10 protein-coding genes are annotated in these 21095 nt (G+C 50.1%); all 10 read left to right on the top strand.

Annotated features, from left to right (window positions below):
* Positions 1-106: 106 nt before the first annotated feature.
* The 10 genes from ACYVF1_RS20185 (at position 107) to ACYVF1_RS20140 (ending at position 21095) form a co-directional block, all read left to right on the top strand.
* Positions 107-3148 carry a SusC/RagA family TonB-linked outer membrane protein gene (locus ACYVF1_RS20185; RefSeq protein ID WP_461082171.1) on the top strand — a complete coding sequence of 1014 codons (3042 nt, stop codon included), beginning with the start codon at positions 107-109 and terminating at the stop codon, positions 3146-3148.
* 104 nt (positions 3149-3252) lie between these two features.
* On the top strand, positions 3253-4728 hold the full coding sequence (locus ACYVF1_RS20180) for a RagB/SusD family nutrient uptake outer membrane protein (protein WP_461082169.1): 1476 nt from the start codon (positions 3253-3255) through the stop codon (positions 4726-4728).
* Between the two features lie 93 nt (positions 4729-4821).
* Complete coding sequence (locus ACYVF1_RS20175; RefSeq protein ID WP_461082167.1) at positions 4822-5964, top strand: hypothetical protein; 1143 nt, start codon at positions 4822-4824, stop codon at positions 5962-5964.
* Between the two features lies 1 nt (position 5965).
* A complete protein-coding gene (locus ACYVF1_RS20170) occupies positions 5966-7768 on the top strand; it encodes an FAD-dependent oxidoreductase (protein WP_461082165.1) in 1803 nt (600 codons plus the stop codon).
* The gene (locus ACYVF1_RS20165; protein ID WP_461082163.1) at positions 7743-8747 is read left to right on the top strand and encodes an FAD:protein FMN transferase; all 1005 of its coding nucleotides are present in this window, start codon (positions 7743-7745) and stop codon (positions 8745-8747) included. The genes ACYVF1_RS20170 and ACYVF1_RS20165 overlap by 26 nt, the downstream gene beginning before the upstream one ends.
* The gene (locus ACYVF1_RS20160) at positions 8744-11347 is read left to right on the top strand and encodes a glycoside hydrolase family protein (RefSeq protein ID WP_461082160.1); all 2604 of its coding nucleotides are present in this window, start codon (positions 8744-8746) and stop codon (positions 11345-11347) included. Before ACYVF1_RS20165 ends, ACYVF1_RS20160 begins: the two co-directional genes overlap by 4 nt.
* Positions 11348-11380: 33 nt before the next feature.
* Entirely contained in the window at positions 11381-14254 is a 2874-nt protein-coding gene (locus ACYVF1_RS20155; RefSeq protein ID WP_461082158.1) for a hypothetical protein, read from the top strand.
* A gap of 3 nt (positions 14255-14257) precedes the next feature.
* Positions 14258-15979 carry a sodium:solute symporter family protein gene (locus tag ACYVF1_RS20150; protein WP_461082156.1) on the top strand — a complete coding sequence of 574 codons (1722 nt, stop codon included), beginning with the start codon at positions 14258-14260 and terminating at the stop codon, positions 15977-15979.
* A gap of 12 nt (positions 15980-15991) precedes the next feature.
* Positions 15992-18841 carry a sugar-binding domain-containing protein gene (locus ACYVF1_RS20145; RefSeq protein ID WP_461082154.1) on the top strand — a complete coding sequence of 950 codons (2850 nt, stop codon included), beginning with the start codon at positions 15992-15994 and terminating at the stop codon, positions 18839-18841.
* A complete protein-coding gene (locus tag ACYVF1_RS20140) occupies positions 18816-21095 on the top strand; it encodes an FAD-dependent oxidoreductase (protein WP_461082152.1) in 2280 nt (759 codons plus the stop codon). The genes ACYVF1_RS20145 and ACYVF1_RS20140 overlap by 26 nt, the downstream gene beginning before the upstream one ends.

The raw sequence follows: 21095 nt of genomic DNA, 5'->3' as shown, positions 1-21095 counted from the left end.
AGGACATTTGAAGCCGCTTTTTTGGTGGTTTTAACTGAATTGGCACTTAATCCAGGCTAATTCTCGTAAATATTGCAAAATTTAATTATTCCTAGATTTTCTAAACATGGAAAAACGAATACGCTTCCTGGCATTCCTGATGCTGGCAACCCTAAGTATAGTAACGGGTGCGTGGGCGCAGGGCCGTACTGTAAGTGGGCGTGTGCTCGGTCCCGATGGGGGCGAACTACCCGGTGTAAGTGTGGTATTGAAGTCCACACAACGCGGAACAACTACAGATGCTTCTGGACGTTTCTCAATCCCAAACATTCCTAACGACGCCGTTCTGACTTTTTCGTACATCGGCTACGTATCGCAGGACGTAACGGTTGGCAATCGTTCTACGCTCGACGTAACACTGCAATCGGACGACCGCTCGCTGAATGAAGTAGTGGTGGTGGGTTACGGTACGCAGCGTAAAGTGGAAACAACCGGTGCGATTGCTTCTGTAAAATCGACGGAACTGGTACAGACACCCGTTGCCAACGTAGCACAGGGCTTGCAGGCTCGCGTATCGGGTGTGCAGGTGAGCCAGAATACGGGCGCTCCCGGTGGAAGCATCAGCGTTCGGATTCGCGGAACAAACTCGATTAATGGTAACTCGGAGCCGCTCTACGTAGTGGATGGTATTCAGATTTCGAATGGCTCGAACAACAGTGGTGAAATTAACAGCGTCAGCCCACTGTCGACGATCAATCCAAATGATATTGAGTCGGTAGAAATCCTGAAAGATGCGTCTGCATCAGCCATTTACGGCTCGCGTGCCGCCAATGGCGTTGTACTGATTACGACAAAACGCGGTAAAACGGGTGCCACACGTGTTACGTTAGATAGCTATTATGGTGTGCAGAACGTCAACAAAAAACTGGATTTGCTCAATGCGGCCGAATTTGCGCAGGTAGAAAACGAAACGTTCAAAAACAACTATTATCCAAATCCATCGTCGCTTGGTGAAGGCACTGACTGGCAGAATATTATCTTCCGTCAAGCACCTATCCAAAACCACCAGTTGTCGATTAATGGCGGTTCGGAGAAAACGCAGCTAGCGCTTTCGGCTGGTTATTTTAATCAGGATGGTATCATTATCAACTCAAACTTCAAACGCTATTCGTTCCGCCTGAACGTCGATCACCGGATTAGTGACCGCGTAAAAATTGGGACCAGTATTTTAGGGAGCTATGCAATCAACTCGGGCGTTACAACGGGGAACCAATCGATTGGCGATGCCGGCGTAGTGACCGGAACGGTGCTCGGTGCTGCTGTTGGGGCACCGCCAACCTTGCAGCCTTACCGTCCAGATGGCTCGATTTTTCCCTTTGGTGAGCAGGCCAACGGACAGTATCGCGAGGTAATTAACCCACTGAATTATACCGCGATTCTGAACCAGACGGCCATTCGCCGGACGCTGGCAAACTTCTACGCCGATTTCAATATCGTGAAAGGTCTTACGTATCGGGCTTCGTTCAACATTGATATGCAGAACACGCTTCGTGATACGTATTCGCCCCGCTCGATTGTCAATAAATCGGATTTGAATGATAACTCGGGTTCAGCGTCCAAGACGAACACGAGTAATATGGCGCTGTTACACGAAAGTATTCTGACGTATAGCACTACGTTTGCGAAAGATCACTCGTTGAAAGTGACCGGCGTATTTGCTTCACAGTCAGAGAATTACAACCAAAATCAGATTAACGGTACGGGTTTTCCAAACGATGCTACACAGAATGAAGCGTTGCAACTGGCGCTTAACCGAACCGTTAACAGCTTTCGCTCGACGCAACGACTGGATTCATATCTCGGACGTATCAACTACGGTTTTAAAGACCGGTATTTCCTTGACCTAACCGCACGTATCGATGGATCGAGCCGTTTCGGCGCCAACCACAAATACGGTCTATTTCCAGCTGTTTCGGCGGGCTGGCGGATTATCGAAGAGCCGTTCATGAAATCGGTTAGCTGGGTTTCTGATCTGAAACTGCGCGCTAGCTACGGTATTACGGGTAATGCGGCCGGCATCGATCCGTATCAGTCTCTGGCAACGGTTTCGGCGTCGGGTAGCGATTATAACATTAACCACGCTTACGTAACCGGTATCAACCCATCAGGGATTGCCAATCCCGATCTGCGTTGGGAGCGTTCGGCACAAACTAACATTGGTTTAGATCTGGGCATCCTGAATAACCGCATCAGCTTTATTGTCGATGTCTATCAAAAGACAACCAGAGACTTGCTCTACGTGAAAACGCTGCCCTTGAGTTCTGGCTACAGCACCATTACGGGAAACTTTGCCGCTCTTGAAAACAAAGGGTTAGAGCTGGCTGCCAATGCGCGGATTCTGGACGGGGCGCTGAAATGGAACGTATCGGCCAACGCTACGTTCAACCGCAACAAAGTGCTCGATCTGGACGGCGGTACTACACAAGAGCGTTTCGTGACAACATACTCTGTTCTGCAGGTTGGCAGCCCACTTGGTTTGTTCAAAACGTACGTATTCGACGGGGTTAACCAAACTGGCGAAACCGTTTTGCCAGGCTACGGTGGTGCGTTAGGCAGTCAGAAAGTAAAAGATCTGAATGGCGATGGTACCATCACGGCTGCCGATCAGATCATTACGGGTAATCCGAATCCGAAATTTATTTATGGTTTCTCGACCAATCTGGCGTTCAAAGGATTCGATTTCAACGCGTTCCTGTCGGGTTCGCAGGGTAACGATATTTACAACGCCAGCCGCCTTTCGTTTTCTCAGCCGCTGGGGCAACGTAACATGTTGCAGGGCGTCGTAAACCGCTGGACACCAACCAATCCAAGCAACGAATTTCCTGCTCCGGCGCAGGGTAGCCGCATGCCTATCAGTAACTACGTAGTGGAAAATGGTTCGTACCTGCGTTGCAAGAACGTAACGTTGGGCTACACGCTGCCACGTATCAAAGGCATTCAGAACATTCGGGTGTACGTGAGCGCCAACAACCTGTTTACGATCACGAAGTACAGCGGCTTCGATCCAGAAGTTAATACGTACGCTGGCTCGAACACACAAATTGGTATTGATAACCTCGTGTATCCACAAGCTAAGTCGTTCTTAGGCGGTTTGCAGATCACGCTATAAAGAGGTGAAAGAGCGAAGAGTGAATGAGCGAAAATGACGCATCAGACACTCTGTTTTCCACAAAATCGCTCTTTCGCTCTTTCATTCTTTCGCTCTTTAAGCAAATGAAAAAGACTCTCATTCCCATACTCGCAGCCCTTTGCCTGGCAGGCTGCAAACTGGACGAAACCATTTATTCGTCCATCTATACCGAAGCGTTCTATAAAACGGCGGCCGATGCTGAAAAAGGGCTGATTGCCGCGTATGACCCGGTCGCCGACTTGTACAGCGGTCCGGCCATGACGCTGGTTCCTGATTTCAGTGATGATCAGACCTATCCGCGTGGCGTGGTAGGACGTAACACGCTGACACTCTTTTCGTACGACGTAAACTACACGGTTCAGAAAAGCAACGGACGTACCAACGAATCGCCCCAGCAAATCTGGGCGTCGAGCTACGATGGTATCGAAAAAGCCAACTGGATTATCGCCAAAGTGCCTGCCGCCGTTATGGACGAAACGCGCAAGAAGCAGATTATTGGTGAAGCATATTTTCTGCGGGCGTTTTACGAATGGGCACTGGCAAAAAACTTTGGTGATGTAGCCATCAAAACAACACCCAGTTATTCGGAAGCCGACGCGGTTGTCGGTAAAAGCACGAAAGCTGAGGTGTACAAGCAGATTTATGCAGACTTAGATATGGCGTTTGCGGCTGGTTTGCCATCCTATCCAGCGGTTGATAAAGGCCGTCCTTCGAAAGAAGTGGTCAATGCGCTTTATGCGAAAGCGGCTTTGTACAACGAAGATTGGGCTAAGGCACTGGAAAAAGCACAGGCAGTTATTACGTCCGGCAAATACTCGCTGATGCCCGACGTACGTAACGTTTACAAATTCGATCAGGAAGATGCCGCCCGTATCGAGAATATGTGGGCCTACGAAAGCGATCCCATTTCACCGGGTCGGGGACACCAGCTAGTGGGTTTGTGCGGTCCTGCCGGTAGTGCTGGACTCGAGTATGCGCGTACGAGCTTCGGGTCGATGTTTGCCTACATGTCGTTCTATAATTCGTTCAACCCTGCCGATAAACGTCGTCTGTTGCTTGACACAACCTATATCGATCGCAGCAACAAGGTCGTGCCGCAACGTAACATCACGCCGATTACAACCGATGGCGTACTGATCAAAAAATACCAGGACCCGAATTCGACGCAGGGTAACATCTCAAACATCCCGATTTTCCGTCTGGCCGATACGTACCTGATTGCCGCCGAAGCCGAAGCTCGACTGAATGGCGCAACGGCAACTGCCTATGGCTACATCAACACAGTACGGAAACGGGCTGGCTTGCCTGATTTACAGGCTGGTCTCAGCAAAGATGCGTTCGTCGATGCTGTTATTCAGGAGCGTGCGTGGGAATTCTTCGCTGAAGGCGACCGCTGGTACGATTTGACACGTACCGGTAAATACCTGACGGTCATTCCAAAAGCCGTTAACAGCGTGTATCCATCGCGCCCGGTTACGGCGAAGAACAAATACTTCCCCATTCCTCAGGACGAGCTGAACGCAAACCTAAAATTGCAGCAGAATCCGGATTGGAAATAAAGAGTGAAAGAGTGAAAGAGTGAAAGAGCGAATGAGCGAAAATTTTGGATGTGAAGGATGAGATTTGTAACGGATTATTCCTGGCTTAAGCAAATGAAGCGCGTAGGCTCTGGCTTATCACTACGTTCTCTGTTTTTCACTCTTTTACTTTTCGCTCATTCGCTCTTTCACTCATTCGCTCTTTCTATCGATCCCGGAAAAATTCGGGAGTTTCATATCCGCGAAAATGACACAACCTCGTACACGCTCAAACTCGTGATGGACGATGATGGGCAGCCAGCCTACTTCTTTCGGAACATCTTCACGCCGGTTTGTCTGACGGGCGAGTGCAAGCCCGTCTACATCAATTTCTACTGGGACCTGCTGGGCAACTATCAACGCTTCGATTTTCCGCCGGGCGAGGTGCTCACCAAAATGGATCACAAGGAATTCAAGGAAGAAGATTACGAAAAGTTGCAGAACATTCTGCGTAACACCAATTCGTTGCTGAAGGACGTAGCAATGGAAGATCTGGTCGGAAAAGGCACTGAGAATCTGGCTGATTCGGTTGATGCGAAGGCAGGCGCTACGTTGAAAACGGTTAAGAATGAAGTCATTGACGGAGCGGTTTATACGTGCTACACACTCTGGCACATTGCCCACGGCTACGTAGTGAACGAGATTCGCCGAATTACCGAAACGTACCAGGACGATACGTTGCTGCATCGGTTTCTGGGTAGTACCAACTTCGATTATCAGTACTGGGCGATGGAGCGCGTCATTACGTCGGAGGGTGACATCTATCCCGGTTTTATGCCCGACGTAGAGAAAATCGTCCAGGGAAAAAATCTGTTCACTGCCCGACATGCGCTTCAAAAACTCTCGGACCGTTTTTTTCAGACCGATAGTCGGCAGAGTTGGCTGTGGGAAACGTATCAGAAAGCCGGTTACGCATTTCAGATCGCCATTTTGAAAAAACTAGCGAACGTACCATTCCATGCTACGTTGTCCGAAGCTATCGCGCAGAAATTACCAGAAAGCAATCAGGAGCAATCGGGAATGATGCTGAAACTGCTGGCAAAACAGCCGAATCTACCTGACAAGGCACAACGGCAACTGGCTCGTCAACTCAGCGCTTCCAATTCGGAACAGAGTACTGCGATTTATCAATTGCTGACGAAGTTGAAGCCTAAAAATCAGGAAGTTATTGCTCAGTTGAAAACATTTGAACGGAGTGCTACTCAAACCAATAAGTAACATGAAAACACTTTTTAGCCTATTGTTTTGCCTGATAATCAGCCTGAAACTATCGGCGCAGGACCAGGTTTTCGTCGAAACGGAATCGTTCGAAAACAAAGGAGGCTGGGTTATCGACCAGCAGTCATTTGTGGTGCAGGGCTCGTCGTACATCATGGCACACGGCATGGGTCGACCCGTAAAAGACGCAACCACAACGGTCAAATTCCCGAAAAAAGGAAAGTATCACGTTTGGGTACGTACCAAAGACTGGGCACCCTTCCCGAAAGGACCGGGCAAATTTCAGGTAAAGCTTGATAATCAGGCATTACCAATGGTTTTTGGTGAAAGCGGCTCCGACGAATGGAAATGGTATGACGGTGGCGAAGTGAACGTAACGAACGAACAAGTTGCGCTGGCGCTTCACGACATGACCGGCTTCAACGGTCGCTGCGACGCGATTCTGTTTACGAATACCCCAAAATTTACGCCCCCTAACAAACTGGAAGAACTGAACGCGTTTCGGAATAAATTGCTGAATCTGACCGGTAAAACTGCTGACGCTGGCAATTTTGATTTGGTTGTTGTAGGTGGTGGAATTGCTGGTACATGTGCGGCAATTTCGGCGGCTCGGATGGGTCTGAAAGTGGCGTTGATTCAGGATCGGCCGGTTTTAGGCGGTAACAACAGTTCCGAAATTCGGGTGCACTTGATGGGTGATACCGACAAAAACCATTACCCCAAACTCGGACGTATCGTTCGCGAAATGGACAACGGCGACCCCGGCAACGGTAATGCCGACGCCAAAGAATACGGTGATGGGCGCAAAACGAACATCGTGAAAGCCGAACGTAACATTACGTTGTTCCTGAACACACACGTTTACAAAGCCGAAAAATCAGGCGATAAGGTCGTAGCTGTTGTTGGACGCGACATTGCCACCAATCAGGAAACGCGTTTCAGTGGTACGTACTTCACCGATTGCACCGGCGATGGTACGTTGGGGCATCTGGTTGGCGCTGAGTATCGGTTTGGACGCGAGAGCAAAGCTGAAACGGGAGAATCGCTGGCGGCCGAGAAATCGGACGATTTCACGCTCGGTACGTCGAATCTGTGGGCGTCGCTGGAGCGTGATACGGTATCGTCGTTTCCCGAGACGCCCTGGGCGCTTCCCTTCACGGATGAATATCATATCGATCAACCAAAAGCCGACTGGGAGTGGGAAACGGGTTTCGGCAATTTCAACACGATTACTGACGCCGAAAAAATCCGCGATCATAACCTGCGGGCGATTTTCGGAAACTGGTCGTATCTGAAAAACAACAAGAAGGAAAAATACGCCAAACGCGAACTGGCCTGGGTAGCCTTTATTGGTGGCAAACGCGAATCGCGCCGGATCATTGGCGATCACATTCTGAACCAGATGGATATTCAGGAAGGGAAGCAATATAATGACGGCACCGTAACCGCTACGTGGACCATCGACCTGCATTTTCCTGACGCTAAAAACAGCAAATATTTTGAAGGTCAGGAGTTTTTCGCTGGCACGAAGCATATTAAAGTAGCGCCGTATACCATTCCGTATCGTTGTCTGTATTCGAAAAACATTTCGAATCTGTTCATGGCCGGACGTAACATCAGCACGACGCACGTAGCATTCGGTAGCACCCGCGTGATGCGGACCTGCGGCATGATGGGCGAGGTAGTTGGCTTTGCCGCCTACGTAGCGAAAAAATACAATACGTCCCCGCGGGGTGTTTATCAGGCACACCTACCCGAACTGATGGGGATTATCAAAGATGAACCAACTACTGCTAAACCCTAACCTACTTCTACTGCCCTTCCTACCGCTTCTGTTTCTCTTAACAGGAATGGAAGCGGCAGGGGAAGTGCCGTTGATTAGTCTGGAGGGGGAAGCGCAGGGAACAACGTATCACATCAAATACCGCGACGAGCGGCAACGTAACGTCAAGGCCGAAATTGAGTCAACGCTGACAGATATTGACAAAAGTTTGTCGCTGTACCGGGCTGATTCTGAGATTTCGCAATTCAATCGCGGTACAACGTATCGGTTTCGGTCAGGACATTTTTATTCGGTGTTGAAAAAGGCCGTCGAGGTTTTTCGGCTTACGGAGGGGGCCTTTGATCCGACTGTTTTGCCGCTGGTTGAAGCTTACGGATTTGGCGCTAAAAAAGTAGGAACGCCGGAAAGTGCAAACGTTGATTCGTTGCTTCAACTGGTCGGATTTCATTACGTTACGTTCGATTCGTTGTCGATTCGAAAGCTGAAACCAAACATTCGGATTGATTTGAACGGTATCGCGCAGGGTTATACGGTCGACGTGCTGGCGAAGCTGCTGGAAAGTAAAGGCATTAATCAATACATGGTGGAAGTTGGCGGGGAGATTCGGACGAAAGGGCAAAAAGGAGAGGGGCAGCCCTGGACTGTGGGCGTTACCAACCCGCTACGGCCTGAGCAGTTGCAGGCCAAAATGCCTTTGACGAATCGGGCGATGACCACGGCAGGTAATTACCGCAATCGCTACGTATCAAACGGGCAAGTGTTCAGCCACATCATCAACCCAAAAACGGGGCTGATGGAGCAAAGTGATCTGTTGAGCGTAACGGTTTTTGCCGCCGATGCCATGACCGCCGACGCTTACGATACGGCGTTTATGGTGATGGGGCTGGAAAAAACGAAACGTTTTCTCGAAACCCATCCCGAATTAGATGCTTACCTCCTCTATACCGATCCGGAGGGTAAGCTTCAGGTATTCGCCACGAATGGCGTAAAAACTTTATGAAAAACGGTACGTTATTTTTCGTTTATGCACTTTCGTTTCTGCTGCTTGCAGCGGGTAACGTAGCAAAAAGTCAGTCGGGTTTGCCTCAATTGGCGAATGATCGCGTGAAGCTAAGTTGGACAAAAACGGCTCAAGGTTATGCTCTGAAAGAGGTACAGGTTCGGCGGGGAAATGGCTGGCAGACAATTGGTACGCCATCGGGCGAAAACACGCTTCTGTATGCCGCCGAAAAACCATCTGATAACGGCAACGGCCGCCCGGCCGATACTACGTTCAAAACCATTACGGGTGAAGACTTTCCCGGCCCGAAATACCATTATCAGCAGGCACAGTGGGCCGAAACGACGAGTCCCGTTTCGCTAAATACTGCCGGCCAGGCCATTCACTTTTTCCCGCATAACGCCCAGACAAGTGGCAAGAATAACGTAACGTTTCGCCAGGAAACCGACGTAGCAACGATCACGACAGAATGGAAATTCGATCCAAAATTTCCATCGGACGTAGTAGTGACGCAGCGACTTACGGCTAAAAAACAGGGCTATTTCTCATTAGCGACTCCTACGCTAACTACAGTTGCCGAATCGCAATTGAGTTGGGCTACGGTACCGGGTTATTTTCAAGGGAACGCATTTCAGAAAAACTTTGCGTTGGCTTATGCGTATGGGCATGGCGTTCCAATGCTGCCAGTTGTGTATCGTGAGCGTAGCGCTAGTACGTTGTCGCCGATGGTCAGCACACGTAACGGCCTTACGTTGTCGGTTATTCCCGAACCCGGTCTGGCTCGTGATCCGTGGGCAAACGACAAAATCACGCAAACTGATTGGCAGCTTGGTCTGTCGCACATGAACCGCAAAGCGCAACTTTCACCGACGCTGTATTACCCTGTTTTGGGTGAAGCGAAATCGGCGATGAACACTGGCGAAACAGTAAGTTACACCTTTCGCTACAGCCTGACCGATGGCGACTGGTTTAAAGCCCTGAATCACGCGGTATACGATGTCTATAAGTTTAAGGAATCGCTGGCGATCCGGCAAAACAAGCAACCGCTGACCGACCGAATTCAGAAAATGCATCATTACCTCATCGACCCAAAAACGTCGCTTTGGAACGTAGAGGAATTTGATGGAAAGAAAATTGGCGCGCAGTCGTACCTCGGCGGAGTGGTTGGTTCCAACAAAGACGCCATGAAAAATTCGGATTATGGCGCAATGTGGATGCTGGCATCGGCTACCAAAGATCCGCTGTTGACACAGAACGTACTGCCTTATGCGCTGAATTTTAAATTGGTGCAACAACAAACGACACCCGGATTTTTTGAGGGAGCCGTCAGAGGACAGTATTATCTGGCGAAATCCAAAAAGTTTGTGGAAGAATGGGGCGACGTGATGGAACCCATCGGCGTTACGTACTACACCATGCTTGACGTAGGCAACATGCTCCTGTTCGAGCCGAACAGCGCCGAGCTAAAACAACGATTGAAGCTGGGAGCCGACCGCCTGTTGAGCTGGCAAAAGTCTGACGGTAGCTGGGCTGTAGCGTATGATCACCACACTGACGCTGAGATTTTTAAAGATGTGCAGGATGTCCGGCCAACGTTCTACGGCCTGATTGTAGCGTACCGATTGCTGAAAGACCCAAAATATTTGGATGCCGCTAAAAAAGGAGCGGAGTGGATGCTGAAAAATGCCATCGAAACGGGTAGTTACCTTGGCGTTTGTGGTGATGCGCGCTACGCTCCCGACTTCGCGACAGGACAAACGGCGCAGGCGTATCTGGATTTGTACGACCTGACGAAAGACGCTCGCTATCAGAAAGCCGCCATCACCGCAGCCAAAGTTTACACGACCTCAATTTATACCCATCCGATTGCCAGTCATAAACCCAAAAATGTCAACGGCATTACCCGCGAAGATTGGGAAATCAGTCAGACGGGTTTGAGTTTCGAACACGGTGGCATTTTTGGGTCGGCTACGAGACATGGCCCAATTCAACTGGCGAGTCACGCAGGCATGTTCATCCGGATGTACGGGCTGACTAAAGAACCCATTTTTGCCGATATGGCGCGGGCAGCAGCTGTTGGTCGTCATGCGTTTGTCGATCCGCAGACCAGCGTGGCGTCGTACTACTGGAATACCATGAACAAAGGCGCGGGCCCGTATCCGCACCACGCCTGGTGGCAAATCGGCTGGCTGACCGACTACTTACTCGCTGAAGCCGAGCTCCGTTCGGCGGGTAACATAGCGTTTCCGCGTGGATTTGTAACGCCAAAAGTTGGCCCGCACCAGACCTATGGTTTCGCGCCGGGACGCATTTACGGAAAACCAGCGGAATTACTGATTCGCGAGGACGTAGTGACGCCCGATAACCCAAACGTAGAATGCGTACTAGCACAATCAACCGATAAAAAACAGTTGTTTATCGTATTGCTGAACAATCGGGCGCAGGCAACTACAGCCAACATTCAATTAAAACCAGAAGGGCTACGTACCGGAAAAGGAAATCTGAAATCCCTGTCCGACGGCAAAACTTTGTCTGGAACTAATCCGGCCATTCAACTTCCGGCTTTTGGAATCGCGGTTTGGTCGTATGAATGGCAATAAAACTCAACGTAACAGATTTAAACACAATCGTTCATGAATCTAAAGAATCTGGTTTTCGCTCTGTTCAGTAGTTGGATATTGGCTGCCCCGGTATGGTCGCAGCAAGTGCTTACTATTCGCAACGATACGTACCAGATTTCGGTGCCCGCCCGCCTAAATTCAAAATCGGTTTTAACGATTACCAAAGGCAATTTACGACGTAGCATTCGCCCTGAGTTGCTGTTACAATCCACCACGCAAAATCCGAATCTGCAAAATACGGCTGCGGAAAAAACGCGCTATCCGATTGGCGGCTGGAAACGCTCGGCGACAGACATTGAACGGGATGCATTTAAAGTGGCTCCCGGTACGTATCATCAGGCGGTGAGTGTTCGGCAGGGACAGGCCAACGAGTTGATTTTTTCGTTTAAAGAAACGTCTCAGGGGAGTTTATCGCTACGTGTTACGTTGCCAGCAGGGCAAGGAGCGTCTGTCATTGAGATGCAGCTTACTCCTAAAACAGATGCGTATTATTCGCTGGGATTCACAGGGTTAACACCGACTGATACGTCTAATGTCCAGTTCTTGTATCAGCCGATGACGTGGTCTTGGCGGAGGTTTCCGAACAAATCGTACCTGGCTCCCGAAGCGTTTGCGCTTACGGCTGCTACGTTCGTCAATACCAACGGCCTGACCGAAGGCGTAGCGCCTGATCCATCGGAGATACCGTATCGGTACGCATTTACCAAAAATTCGCGCTTTGGTTTGGTGCTACGTGACGAAGCTGGAAAAGCCCGCCCGATGCTGTTTGCGCCAATTCTGGGTAGCGACGATTCGAAGATGACGCCGGGCAAAACGTATTCGTTCAAACTCCGCTACGTCCTGCATCCGGGCGATTGGTACACGGGTACGCAATTCATTCTGCGCGACATTTTTCATTACAAAAAAGAACGCCAGAACGCCACCGTTTCGCTCAATCAGACGCTCCAGAACATGATTGACTACGCGATGGGGCCGTATGGCGGTTGGGTGGAAGAGCTGAAAGGCTCTGACTACGTGCAGGACGTAGTGGGTTCGGTGAAGAACGTATCGGCGCTGCACGCGCTGGGTGTAGCGTTGAGTACGGGAAGCATGGAAATTTACCGGCGTCGGGCGTTGCCGATGATGGAGTACGTGATGTCGCGGGAGAAGTATTTGTATGCCATTTCCGACACGATACGACTGCAAAGTCCGTCGCATTTTCTGAAAGGCCCTTGTGTCGAAATCGGTGAATTATCAGGTTTGCATGATATGACGGGTGGTCGAACTTCGGCCTTTCAACTCGAAACGGAGCGCATATTCGGAAAAGCTCGTAAACTGAATCTGAACACGGCAACCGGTGGTGATTCGTGGCAGGATTTTCTGGCCCGATACCGGATGCTACGTACCCCTGCTGATCTCGAAAAAACACGCCAGAAAGCAGACGCGGCTGTCAAACAGGAGCTAGGAAAATACCCAACCAATTTCCAGACTAATGCAGGACTGAAAGATACGGAAGCGCTGTTCTACACTGATTTTACGCCCCGCTGGCTCGATTTGCTTGAGCTTTATGAAGAGACAAAAGAGCCGCGTTATCTGGAGGCCGCTATCACTGGTGCGCGTCAGATGTTGCTCTGGCTACGTTCAAACCCAATGGCTCCCGATTCGCTGATCACCGTCAATCAGGGGGGGGTTGTGAAGGGGCAGGCGCATAAACGGTACAAAATAAACAGCCTCGATTTTTTGCCTGGATTCGACGCTACGATTCAGGCTCCTGAACAGAAAATAGATGCCTGGCGTACGTCGCTGGTGGGTTTATCACCTGAACAGCCGCATACTTATGTGGGTAATGGCCCCATTATGTTGGCGCATCATGCGGCTTATTTGCTACGTCTGGCGCATCTGGCTAATGATACGTTGTTTCGCGATGCGGCTTACAACGCGGTGGTTGGGCGATACGCTAATTTCCCCGGTTATTATTTTACTACGTTGGCAACCAACGTCTATCAGTCGCCGGATTACCCGCTCCACGATTACTGGGACATCAAATTTAACTTCATCTTTTTTAATCACATCTGGCCGCACATTGCGCTGGTGATGGATTTTCTGGTGAGCGATGCGTACCGAATGTCGAAAGGGAAAGTGAATTTTCCGTCGGCCTATGCACCCGGTTACGCCTACCTGAGCAGTAAGGTATATGGGCACAAATCGGGTGAAGTTTTCGGAAATAAAGACGTTCGGCTGTGGCTCCCGGCTAACGCGATGCAGGTAAACGACATTGCGCTAAATCATTTGTTCGGCGTTGGGCAGAATGACCTCTACGTAGTGTTAATGAATACGGCGAACAAGGCCATTACGTCGACGCTCAGTCTGCAACCTGATTTGATTCCCTGGAACAAAGGCCAGACGTATAAACTCACGATTTATCAAGCTGATGGTACGTCGATAGAAGGCACGATGACCGACGGGAAACTGTCTGCCAACGTACCGGCACTTGGGCTGATCGGTATTAAGATTCACGGGTTGAAAGTAGACGTACCGTTGCAGAAACAAGCCGTTCTGGAAACCGGTAATGGTACGTCTACGGGTGCTACTACGTTGCCGAAGGAAGCGTTTCATCGTAAAGAAACCGCTACGCAGCTTGGCACCGTAACAGGAATGCTGTTTAATCTGGTGCCGCAATTTTCGGATGCCTACATCTTTACCGACGCGACCGAAAAAACGCTGAAACAGGTGACGCTACGTTACCGACTTGGGAATCAGGAGTGGAAAACGGTTGAGGATACACGCTATCCGTATGAGTTCAGCATTCATCTGAACGACCCGAAACAAGTGCTGGAATACAAATTAGAAGGTATTGGAACTGATGGAAAATCTATAACCATCGACCCTATGACGCTACGTAATTAACTGATGAATACAACCATTGATACCGCCGTCATCGTCATTTTCTCCGCGTTTGTGCTGGGAATCGGGATGCTGTTTGCCCGGACGGGACGCAACCTGAAATCGTTTTTTGCCGGTGGCGAAGCCGTTCCCTGGTTCATCGGTGGCCTGTCGCTGTTCATGAGCTTTTTCTCGGCCGGTACGTTCGTGGCCTGGGGTAGTATTGCCTACAAATACGGCTGGGTGGCCATTACGATTCAATGGACCATGTGCATCGGCGCGCTGGTAACCGGTCTGTATCTGGCTCCCCGTTGGAAAGCCACAGGTGCGCTCACAGCCGCTGAGTTCATCCGTGAACGGCTGGGACTGACGGTGCAGAAAGCCTACATTTTCATCTTTACACTGGTCAGCATTTTTATCAAAGGATCGGTGCTGTATCCGGTAGCCAAACTCGTCAGTTCATCGCTGAATTTGCCGCTAGTGCCTACGACGATTGGGCTGGGTATTTTCATGATTGCGTACACCGCCGTTGGTGGGTTATGGGCGGTTATGGTGACCGACATTCTGCAATTCGTGGTGCTTTCGGCCGCTGTGTTTATCCTGCTGCCCTTATCGCTTGATCGTGTGGGCGGCTTCGATGGGTTTATAAACGCTGTTCCCAACGATTTTTTCAACGTTCTGAATGGCGAATATACGTTTGGTTTCGTGCTGGCTTTTGTCTTTTACCACATCGCCTACATCGGGGGAAACTGGACGTTCGTGCAGCGATACACTAGTGTCGACAGCCCGAAATCAGCCAGGAAAGTGGCCTTTCTGTTTGCTGGACTATATCTGATTAGCCCAGTTATCTGGATGATGCCACCGATGATTTACCACGTTATTGACCCATCACTGACGGGGCTGGATACTGAAAATGCATACCTGAAAATCTGCCAGTTGGTACTACCGCCGGGATTGCTCGGCCTGATGTTGACGGGCATGTATTTCTCTACGTCGGCCAGCGCCAACACGGCTTTGAACGTAGTGTCCGCCGTATTTACAAATGACATTTATAAGGGCTTGATGAATCCGCAAGCGTCTGACCGACAGTTGATTCGTGTGGCACGCGGTTCGTCCTGGTTCTTTGGGTTGGGTATGATTGGTATCGCGCTACTGGTGCCAAAAGCAGGCGGTATTGTTGAGGTAGTGCTGAGTATCTCATCGATTACAGGCGGACCGTTGTTGGCTCCTCCGCTCTGGGCCCTGTTCTCGAAACGCCTGACCAGTCGTGCTACGTTATGGATTACGAGTATTGGCCTGGCCGTGAACCTGTTCTTCAAAGTGCTATCACCGGCTTTACTGAATTTCAAACTCTCACGCGGAACGGAGACGGTGATTGGCGTTGGCCTGACGCTGGCGTTGCTGCTGATTTATGAACTCTACGCCCGTTCGAAAGACTTGGTCGCCGATGAGCATTTACGTTACCTCGAAGCCCGGCAACAGAAGCGCGACAACGTAGCAGAAGCCACTTCGGCGGAAGAAAAAGAAGCCATTGCTCAGCAAAATCGATTCGGGCTTAAAGTGATTGCTGGCTCGCTGGTTTTCACCGCGATCATGCTGTTCGGGCTGGGTTTTCTGGCTAATGTCGGCGGGACTGTTACGTCTGTTATTGGCGTCGTGATTTTACTAGCCGCGCTAATTCCCTGGCGAGCTTCCCGACGTAGCGAATCAACGAGTGAACCGGAACCAATGAATGCTGAATCAAAATAACTAATACATAGAATGCAGTTCCTTAGTAACCATATTAAAGTCAATACGTTATCAATTCTTGCCTTCATTGTATTGGCAATGACAGCGCCAGTCTTGGCTCAAAATACGTCGCTCAATGGCAAATGGGCTTTTCGGACAGACCCTAACGATGTGGGTGAACAGCAAGGCTGGTTCCGGTCAGAAGCGAATGTTGCCAGTTGGGATTCACTGCCGGTTCCGGGGAACTGGGATTTGCGGAATGAGTACGCCAGTTACGTCGGGAAAGGCTGGTATCGTCGGACGTTTGCTGCGCCCCAACGTAGCGGTGATAAGGTTGTTCGGTTGCTGTTCGAAGCGGTTTATCACGATTGTGCCGTCTGGCTCAATGGTCAGAAACTGGGCGAAAATCATAGTGGTTTCCTGCCGTTTGAATTCGACGTAACGAAATTACTGAACGCCAACGGCCCTAATACGTTGGTTGTCTGTGCGGATAACTCACTCACGCGTGGGGCTATCTGGAATTGGGGTGGTATTCGCCGGCCGGTTTCGCTGGTGGTGTCGGAGCCGGTTCGGATTGTTCGTCAGCACATTACACCTTCGGTCGATTTAAGTAAAAAATCGGCGACGGTTTCTGTTCGGGTTTTTCTTCAAAACCATGGAAGTCAGGCCGCTAACGTAACGGGAACGGTGCAGTTATCTGCCACGAATGGTTTTACTCGGTCATTACCGTTTACAGTGAGTGTACCGGCCAGCGGCACTGCTTCTACCGTTGTGCAAGCTGCACTGACAACTAAAGAAACGCATCTCTGGCATTTTGATGATCCATTTTTATACTCATCCAACGTAACGCTTTCCAATACTGAAAAACAAACCAATCGCTTCGGGCTACGTAAAATTGAAATCGATAACAAAGCGTACACACTAAAACTCAACGGCGAAATTATCCGACCGATGGGCTTTAACCTCGTACCCGATGACCGCACGACGGGTAATACGTTACCGACCTGGCGCATCAAGGAAGATATTGACTTGCTGAAAAACGTAGGCTGTACCATGACGCGATTGTCGCACCTGTGCCTGCCCGAAGAAGTGATGGATTATCTTGACGAACGGGGTATGCTGGTCATTTCCGAGATTCCGCTTTGGGGTTTCGACCGGTTTGCTGATCCGAATAGTGCTACGTCGCGCGATTGGCTTACCCGGCTGATTGCCAATCAATATAATCACCCAAGCGTGATAATGTGGAGCGTGGGAAATGAAATTGGCTACTTCCCCAAATCGCTGCCGTATGTCGAAAAAGCAGTTCCGTTTGCCCGTACGCTGGATAGCACGCGATACGTATCGGCGGTCAGTCATACGGGTCGATTTACGCCGGATGTCGTCGATACCAGTGATATGGGGCTGGTGAATGGGTACAGCCAGAATTTAGGTCCGAACATTCGCCAGATTCACGAGAAGCACCCGAACAAAACGCTCTTCTACACCGAATACGGTATCACACAGTTTACCGAAAATCTCGATGGTAACTTCAACGCGCATTTGCTGGTCGATTCAATCCGAAATATTCCTTACCTGATCGGCGGGTCATTGTGGACGTTTAACGATTACCGAAGTCGGTTCAACGGCACGAAAGAAGGTTCCGGAAACCGCGCCTGGGGCGTTGTGGACGTATACCGAAACAAGAAACGGGCTTATCAGTCGATTCGAAAAGAATACAGTCCGCTACGTGAATTGGCAGTCAAAGCAACCGGTACGTCTGCTACGTTGACAATAACCCCGCGTGGTATTCTTGATTTACCCGCTTACGCATTACACGGCTATCGACTGATTTGGAAACGGACCGACGCAACCGGCAAAATTGGTCAGGGTGGTTTAGTGACGTTGCCTGATATCCGTCCTGGCGATGCTGCAAAGAATTTTACTGTCAAATGGCAAGCTGACAACGCCTTTGCTATGAGCGTCGAGTTGCTGGCTCCGACTGGCGACGTTCAGGCTGATACTACGTTATTTCTGCAAAAGCCAGCGCCCGTCAAATTGACCTATTCCAACGGCGGAAGAATTTATTATAATGGCACAAATGGAGGTGGTGTGATTCGCGTTCATTTTCAGAAAAGCCCGACGGCAACGGCATATAAAGCACGTTATGGCGAATCAGGTCTGGATCAGGAAACGTCCACTACGATCAACGATTTCATCGAGATTCCAAAGCTAACGCTGGGCAAAACGTATCAGGTCGCGCTCGTAGCCATGAACAACGTGGGCGAAACGCAGTCGTCTGAAGTACGTAAAATAAAAGTTGACACGGCGCAGTTTGCTCCACCCATTATTCAGCACGTAGAGCCAGCCGACGGGGGCTTTTTCATTGGATACGCTAGCCCCGAAACGGACTATATGTACCGGGTGCAGGTAACTACGAAGCCCGGCGATTATGCCAATGCACGCACCATACAAACGTCCGCTGCCGGTACGTTGTTCGTACCAAATCTGATAAATGGCCAGCCGTATTCGTTTCGATTTCAGCGCGTTACTGATAGCTGGAGCGATAGCGATTGGTCGGAGGAACGTAGCGTTACGCCCGATGGCGGACAAAAACCAGCAGCTCCGGTTTTACAAGGTGTTCTGCGTTCGGGGAGCGACGCTGTTATCTGCTTTGAACCAGTTTCTAAAGCCACCGGCTACGTAGTGGAATATCAGCCAGCCGGAAGCAGTGCATGGCTTCAAAAACCGATTTCGGCGGCACAAACGGGCCGGTTTCTCCTCACCGGATTAGACGCTAAAAAAATATATCAATACCGACTCGCTACTCTGAACAATGTCGGTCAGTCTCCATACTCCATAAGTTTAACAGGTCAGCCTAATGATAAAATCCAACGCAACCGATAAACGAACATTAAATACAATTACTCATAACGCTGACCTGATTGTGGTTGGGGGCGGCCTTTCCGGTACATGCTGTGCCATTACCGCGGCTCGGGCGGGCGCGCGCGTAGTGCTCGTGCAGGATCGGCCCGTGCTGGGCGGAAATGCGTCGAGTGAGGTACGACTGTGGGTCTTGGGCGCTACGTCGCACATGGGCAACAACAACCGCTGGGCGCGCGAAGGGGGCGTTATCGACGAACTACTTGTCGAAAACTGGAACCGTAACCCGGAAGGGAATCCACTCATTTTCGACACTATTTTGCTCGAAAAAGTAGTGTCGGAGCCAAATATCAAACTACTACTAAATACGGCCATTTACGAAGTCGAAAAATCCGGGCCGAACACCATTAGCGGATTGAAAGGATTCTGTAGCCAGAACAGTACGTTGTACGACCTGACCGCGCCACTTTTCGTTGATGCGTCGGGCGATGGAATCGTTGGTTTTCAGTCAGGTGCAGCTTTCCGGATGGGGGCCGAGTCGTCGGAAGAGTTCGGCGAGAAGTTTGCGCCCACGGCTGAATACGGCGAATTATTGGGTCATTCAATGTATTTCTATACGAAAGATGTCGGTCGTCCGGTTCGATTTGTGCCACCTGCGTATGCGCTGAACGATATCACGAAAATTCCGCGTTACCGAAATTTCAACGCCCAGGAATTTGGTTGCCAGCTTTGGTGGATTGAATACGGTGGTCGGCTTGACACGGTACACGATACCGAAACCATCAAATGGGAACTCTGGAAAGTCGTGTATGGCGTCTGGAACCACATCAAAAATTCGGGTCAGTTTCCCGAAGCCGAAAATCTGACGCTTGAATGGGTCGGCACCATTCCCGGCAAGCGCGAAAGTCGTCGGTTTGAGGGCGATTATATGCTGATCCAACAGGACGTAGTGGAACAGCGTCAGCATGCCGATGCCGTTGCGTTTGGTGGTTGGAGCATCGATTTGCACCCGGCGGATGGAGTTTTCAGCGAAAAACCGGGTTGTAATCAATGGCACAGCAAGGGAATTTACCAGATTCCGTACCGTTGTCTGTATTCGCGAAACATCGATAATCTGTTTCTGGCCGGACGTATCATTTCGGCTACACACGTAGCGTTTGGCTCGTCGCGGGTGATGGCTACGAGTGCGCATGTTGGTCAGGCGTCGGGTATGGCGGCTGCGATTTGTGCCCGCGAAGGGCTCAATCCGCGCGATTTGCTGGCTACCGAACGCATGAAAGATTTGCAACGAGAGTTACTCAGAACTGGTCATCATATTCCGAATTTACGATTGCAGGATGAACAGGATTTGGTGCAAAATGCTACGTTAACCTCATCGAGTGAGCTCATTCTGACGCAGTTGCCGCCCGATGGTCCACTTGAACCATTGGCTGATTCGGCGGCTCAGATGCTTCCGTTACCGGCTGGTTCTGTCCCAAAAATGACGGCTTTTGTTACGTCGGATGCTGATACGACGTTAACGGTTGAGCTACGTCGGAGCAGTAAACCAGTTAATCATACGCCCGACGTAACGCTCCAAACGCTGACGTTACCCATTCAAAAAGGAAAACAGGACGTAACACTGCCGTTTGACGTAGCACTTGACGATCCGCAATACGTGTTTGTCTGCTTTATAAAAAATCCGCACATTCAGCTGCAATACAGTCAGCTGCGCCTTACAGGAGTACTGTCGGTTTTCAACAAAACCAATCCGGCAGTATCGAATTACGGAAAGCAGGTGCCAACAGAAGATATTGGTGTCGATGCGTTTGAGTTCTGGTGCCCCAGCCGTCGGCCCAATGGCCATAATATTGCATTGAAAATAGAAGGAGGGATTTCGCTTTTTGCAGCCGGTAACGTAACGAACGGAGTGCAACGACCTACGAATCAGCCCAATGCGTGGGTTGCTGATTTAATAGATACCAACCCGACCTTAACGCTACGCTGGCCGGAAACACAACGTATCAGTCGAGTCGAACTGTTTTTCGACGCCGACTTCGATCACCCGCTCGAAACGGTTATCATGTTAAATCCTGAAACGGTTTCGCCCTTCTGTGTGCAGCAGTACGTTATTTGCAATGACCGTCAGGAACGTATTCACGAAACGGCCAATAACCACCAGGCACGAAATACAATTTTATTCGAAAATCCTGTAGAAACCAGTCAGTTAACGATTCATTTAAAACCGAATGCAGGGCTGGCCCCAGCAGCATTACTAGAAGTCCGTTGTTATGAATAG

This window comes from Spirosoma flavus (assembly GCF_054778555.1).
This window is presented reverse-complemented; position numbering and strand designations above follow the sequence as displayed.

Bases quoted from the DNA above. Each gene is read 5' to 3' on its own strand.
- ACYVF1_RS20185 (WP_461082171.1), top strand. From the start codon at position 107: ATGGAAAAACGAATACGCTTCCTGGCATTCCTGATGCTGGCAACCCTA.
- ACYVF1_RS20180 (WP_461082169.1), top strand. From the start codon at position 3,253: ATGAAAAAGACTCTCATTCCCATACTCGCAGCCCTTTGCCTGGCAGGC.
- ACYVF1_RS20175 (WP_461082167.1), top strand. From the start codon at position 4,822: ATGAAGCGCGTAGGCTCTGGCTTATCACTACGTTCTCTGTTTTTCACT.
- ACYVF1_RS20170 (WP_461082165.1), top strand. From the start codon at position 5,966: ATGAAAACACTTTTTAGCCTATTGTTTTGCCTGATAATCAGCCTGAAA.
- ACYVF1_RS20165 (WP_461082163.1), top strand. From the start codon at position 7,743: ATGAACCAACTACTGCTAAACCCTAACCTACTTCTACTGCCCTTCCTA.
- ACYVF1_RS20160 (WP_461082160.1), top strand. From the start codon at position 8,744: ATGAAAAACGGTACGTTATTTTTCGTTTATGCACTTTCGTTTCTGCTG.
- ACYVF1_RS20155 (WP_461082158.1), top strand. From the start codon at position 11,381: ATGAATCTAAAGAATCTGGTTTTCGCTCTGTTCAGTAGTTGGATATTG.
- ACYVF1_RS20150 (WP_461082156.1), top strand. From the start codon at position 14,258: ATGAATACAACCATTGATACCGCCGTCATCGTCATTTTCTCCGCGTTT.
- ACYVF1_RS20145 (WP_461082154.1), top strand. From the start codon at position 15,992: ATGCAGTTCCTTAGTAACCATATTAAAGTCAATACGTTATCAATTCTT.
- ACYVF1_RS20140 (WP_461082152.1), top strand. From the start codon at position 18,816: ATGATAAAATCCAACGCAACCGATAAACGAACATTAAATACAATTACT.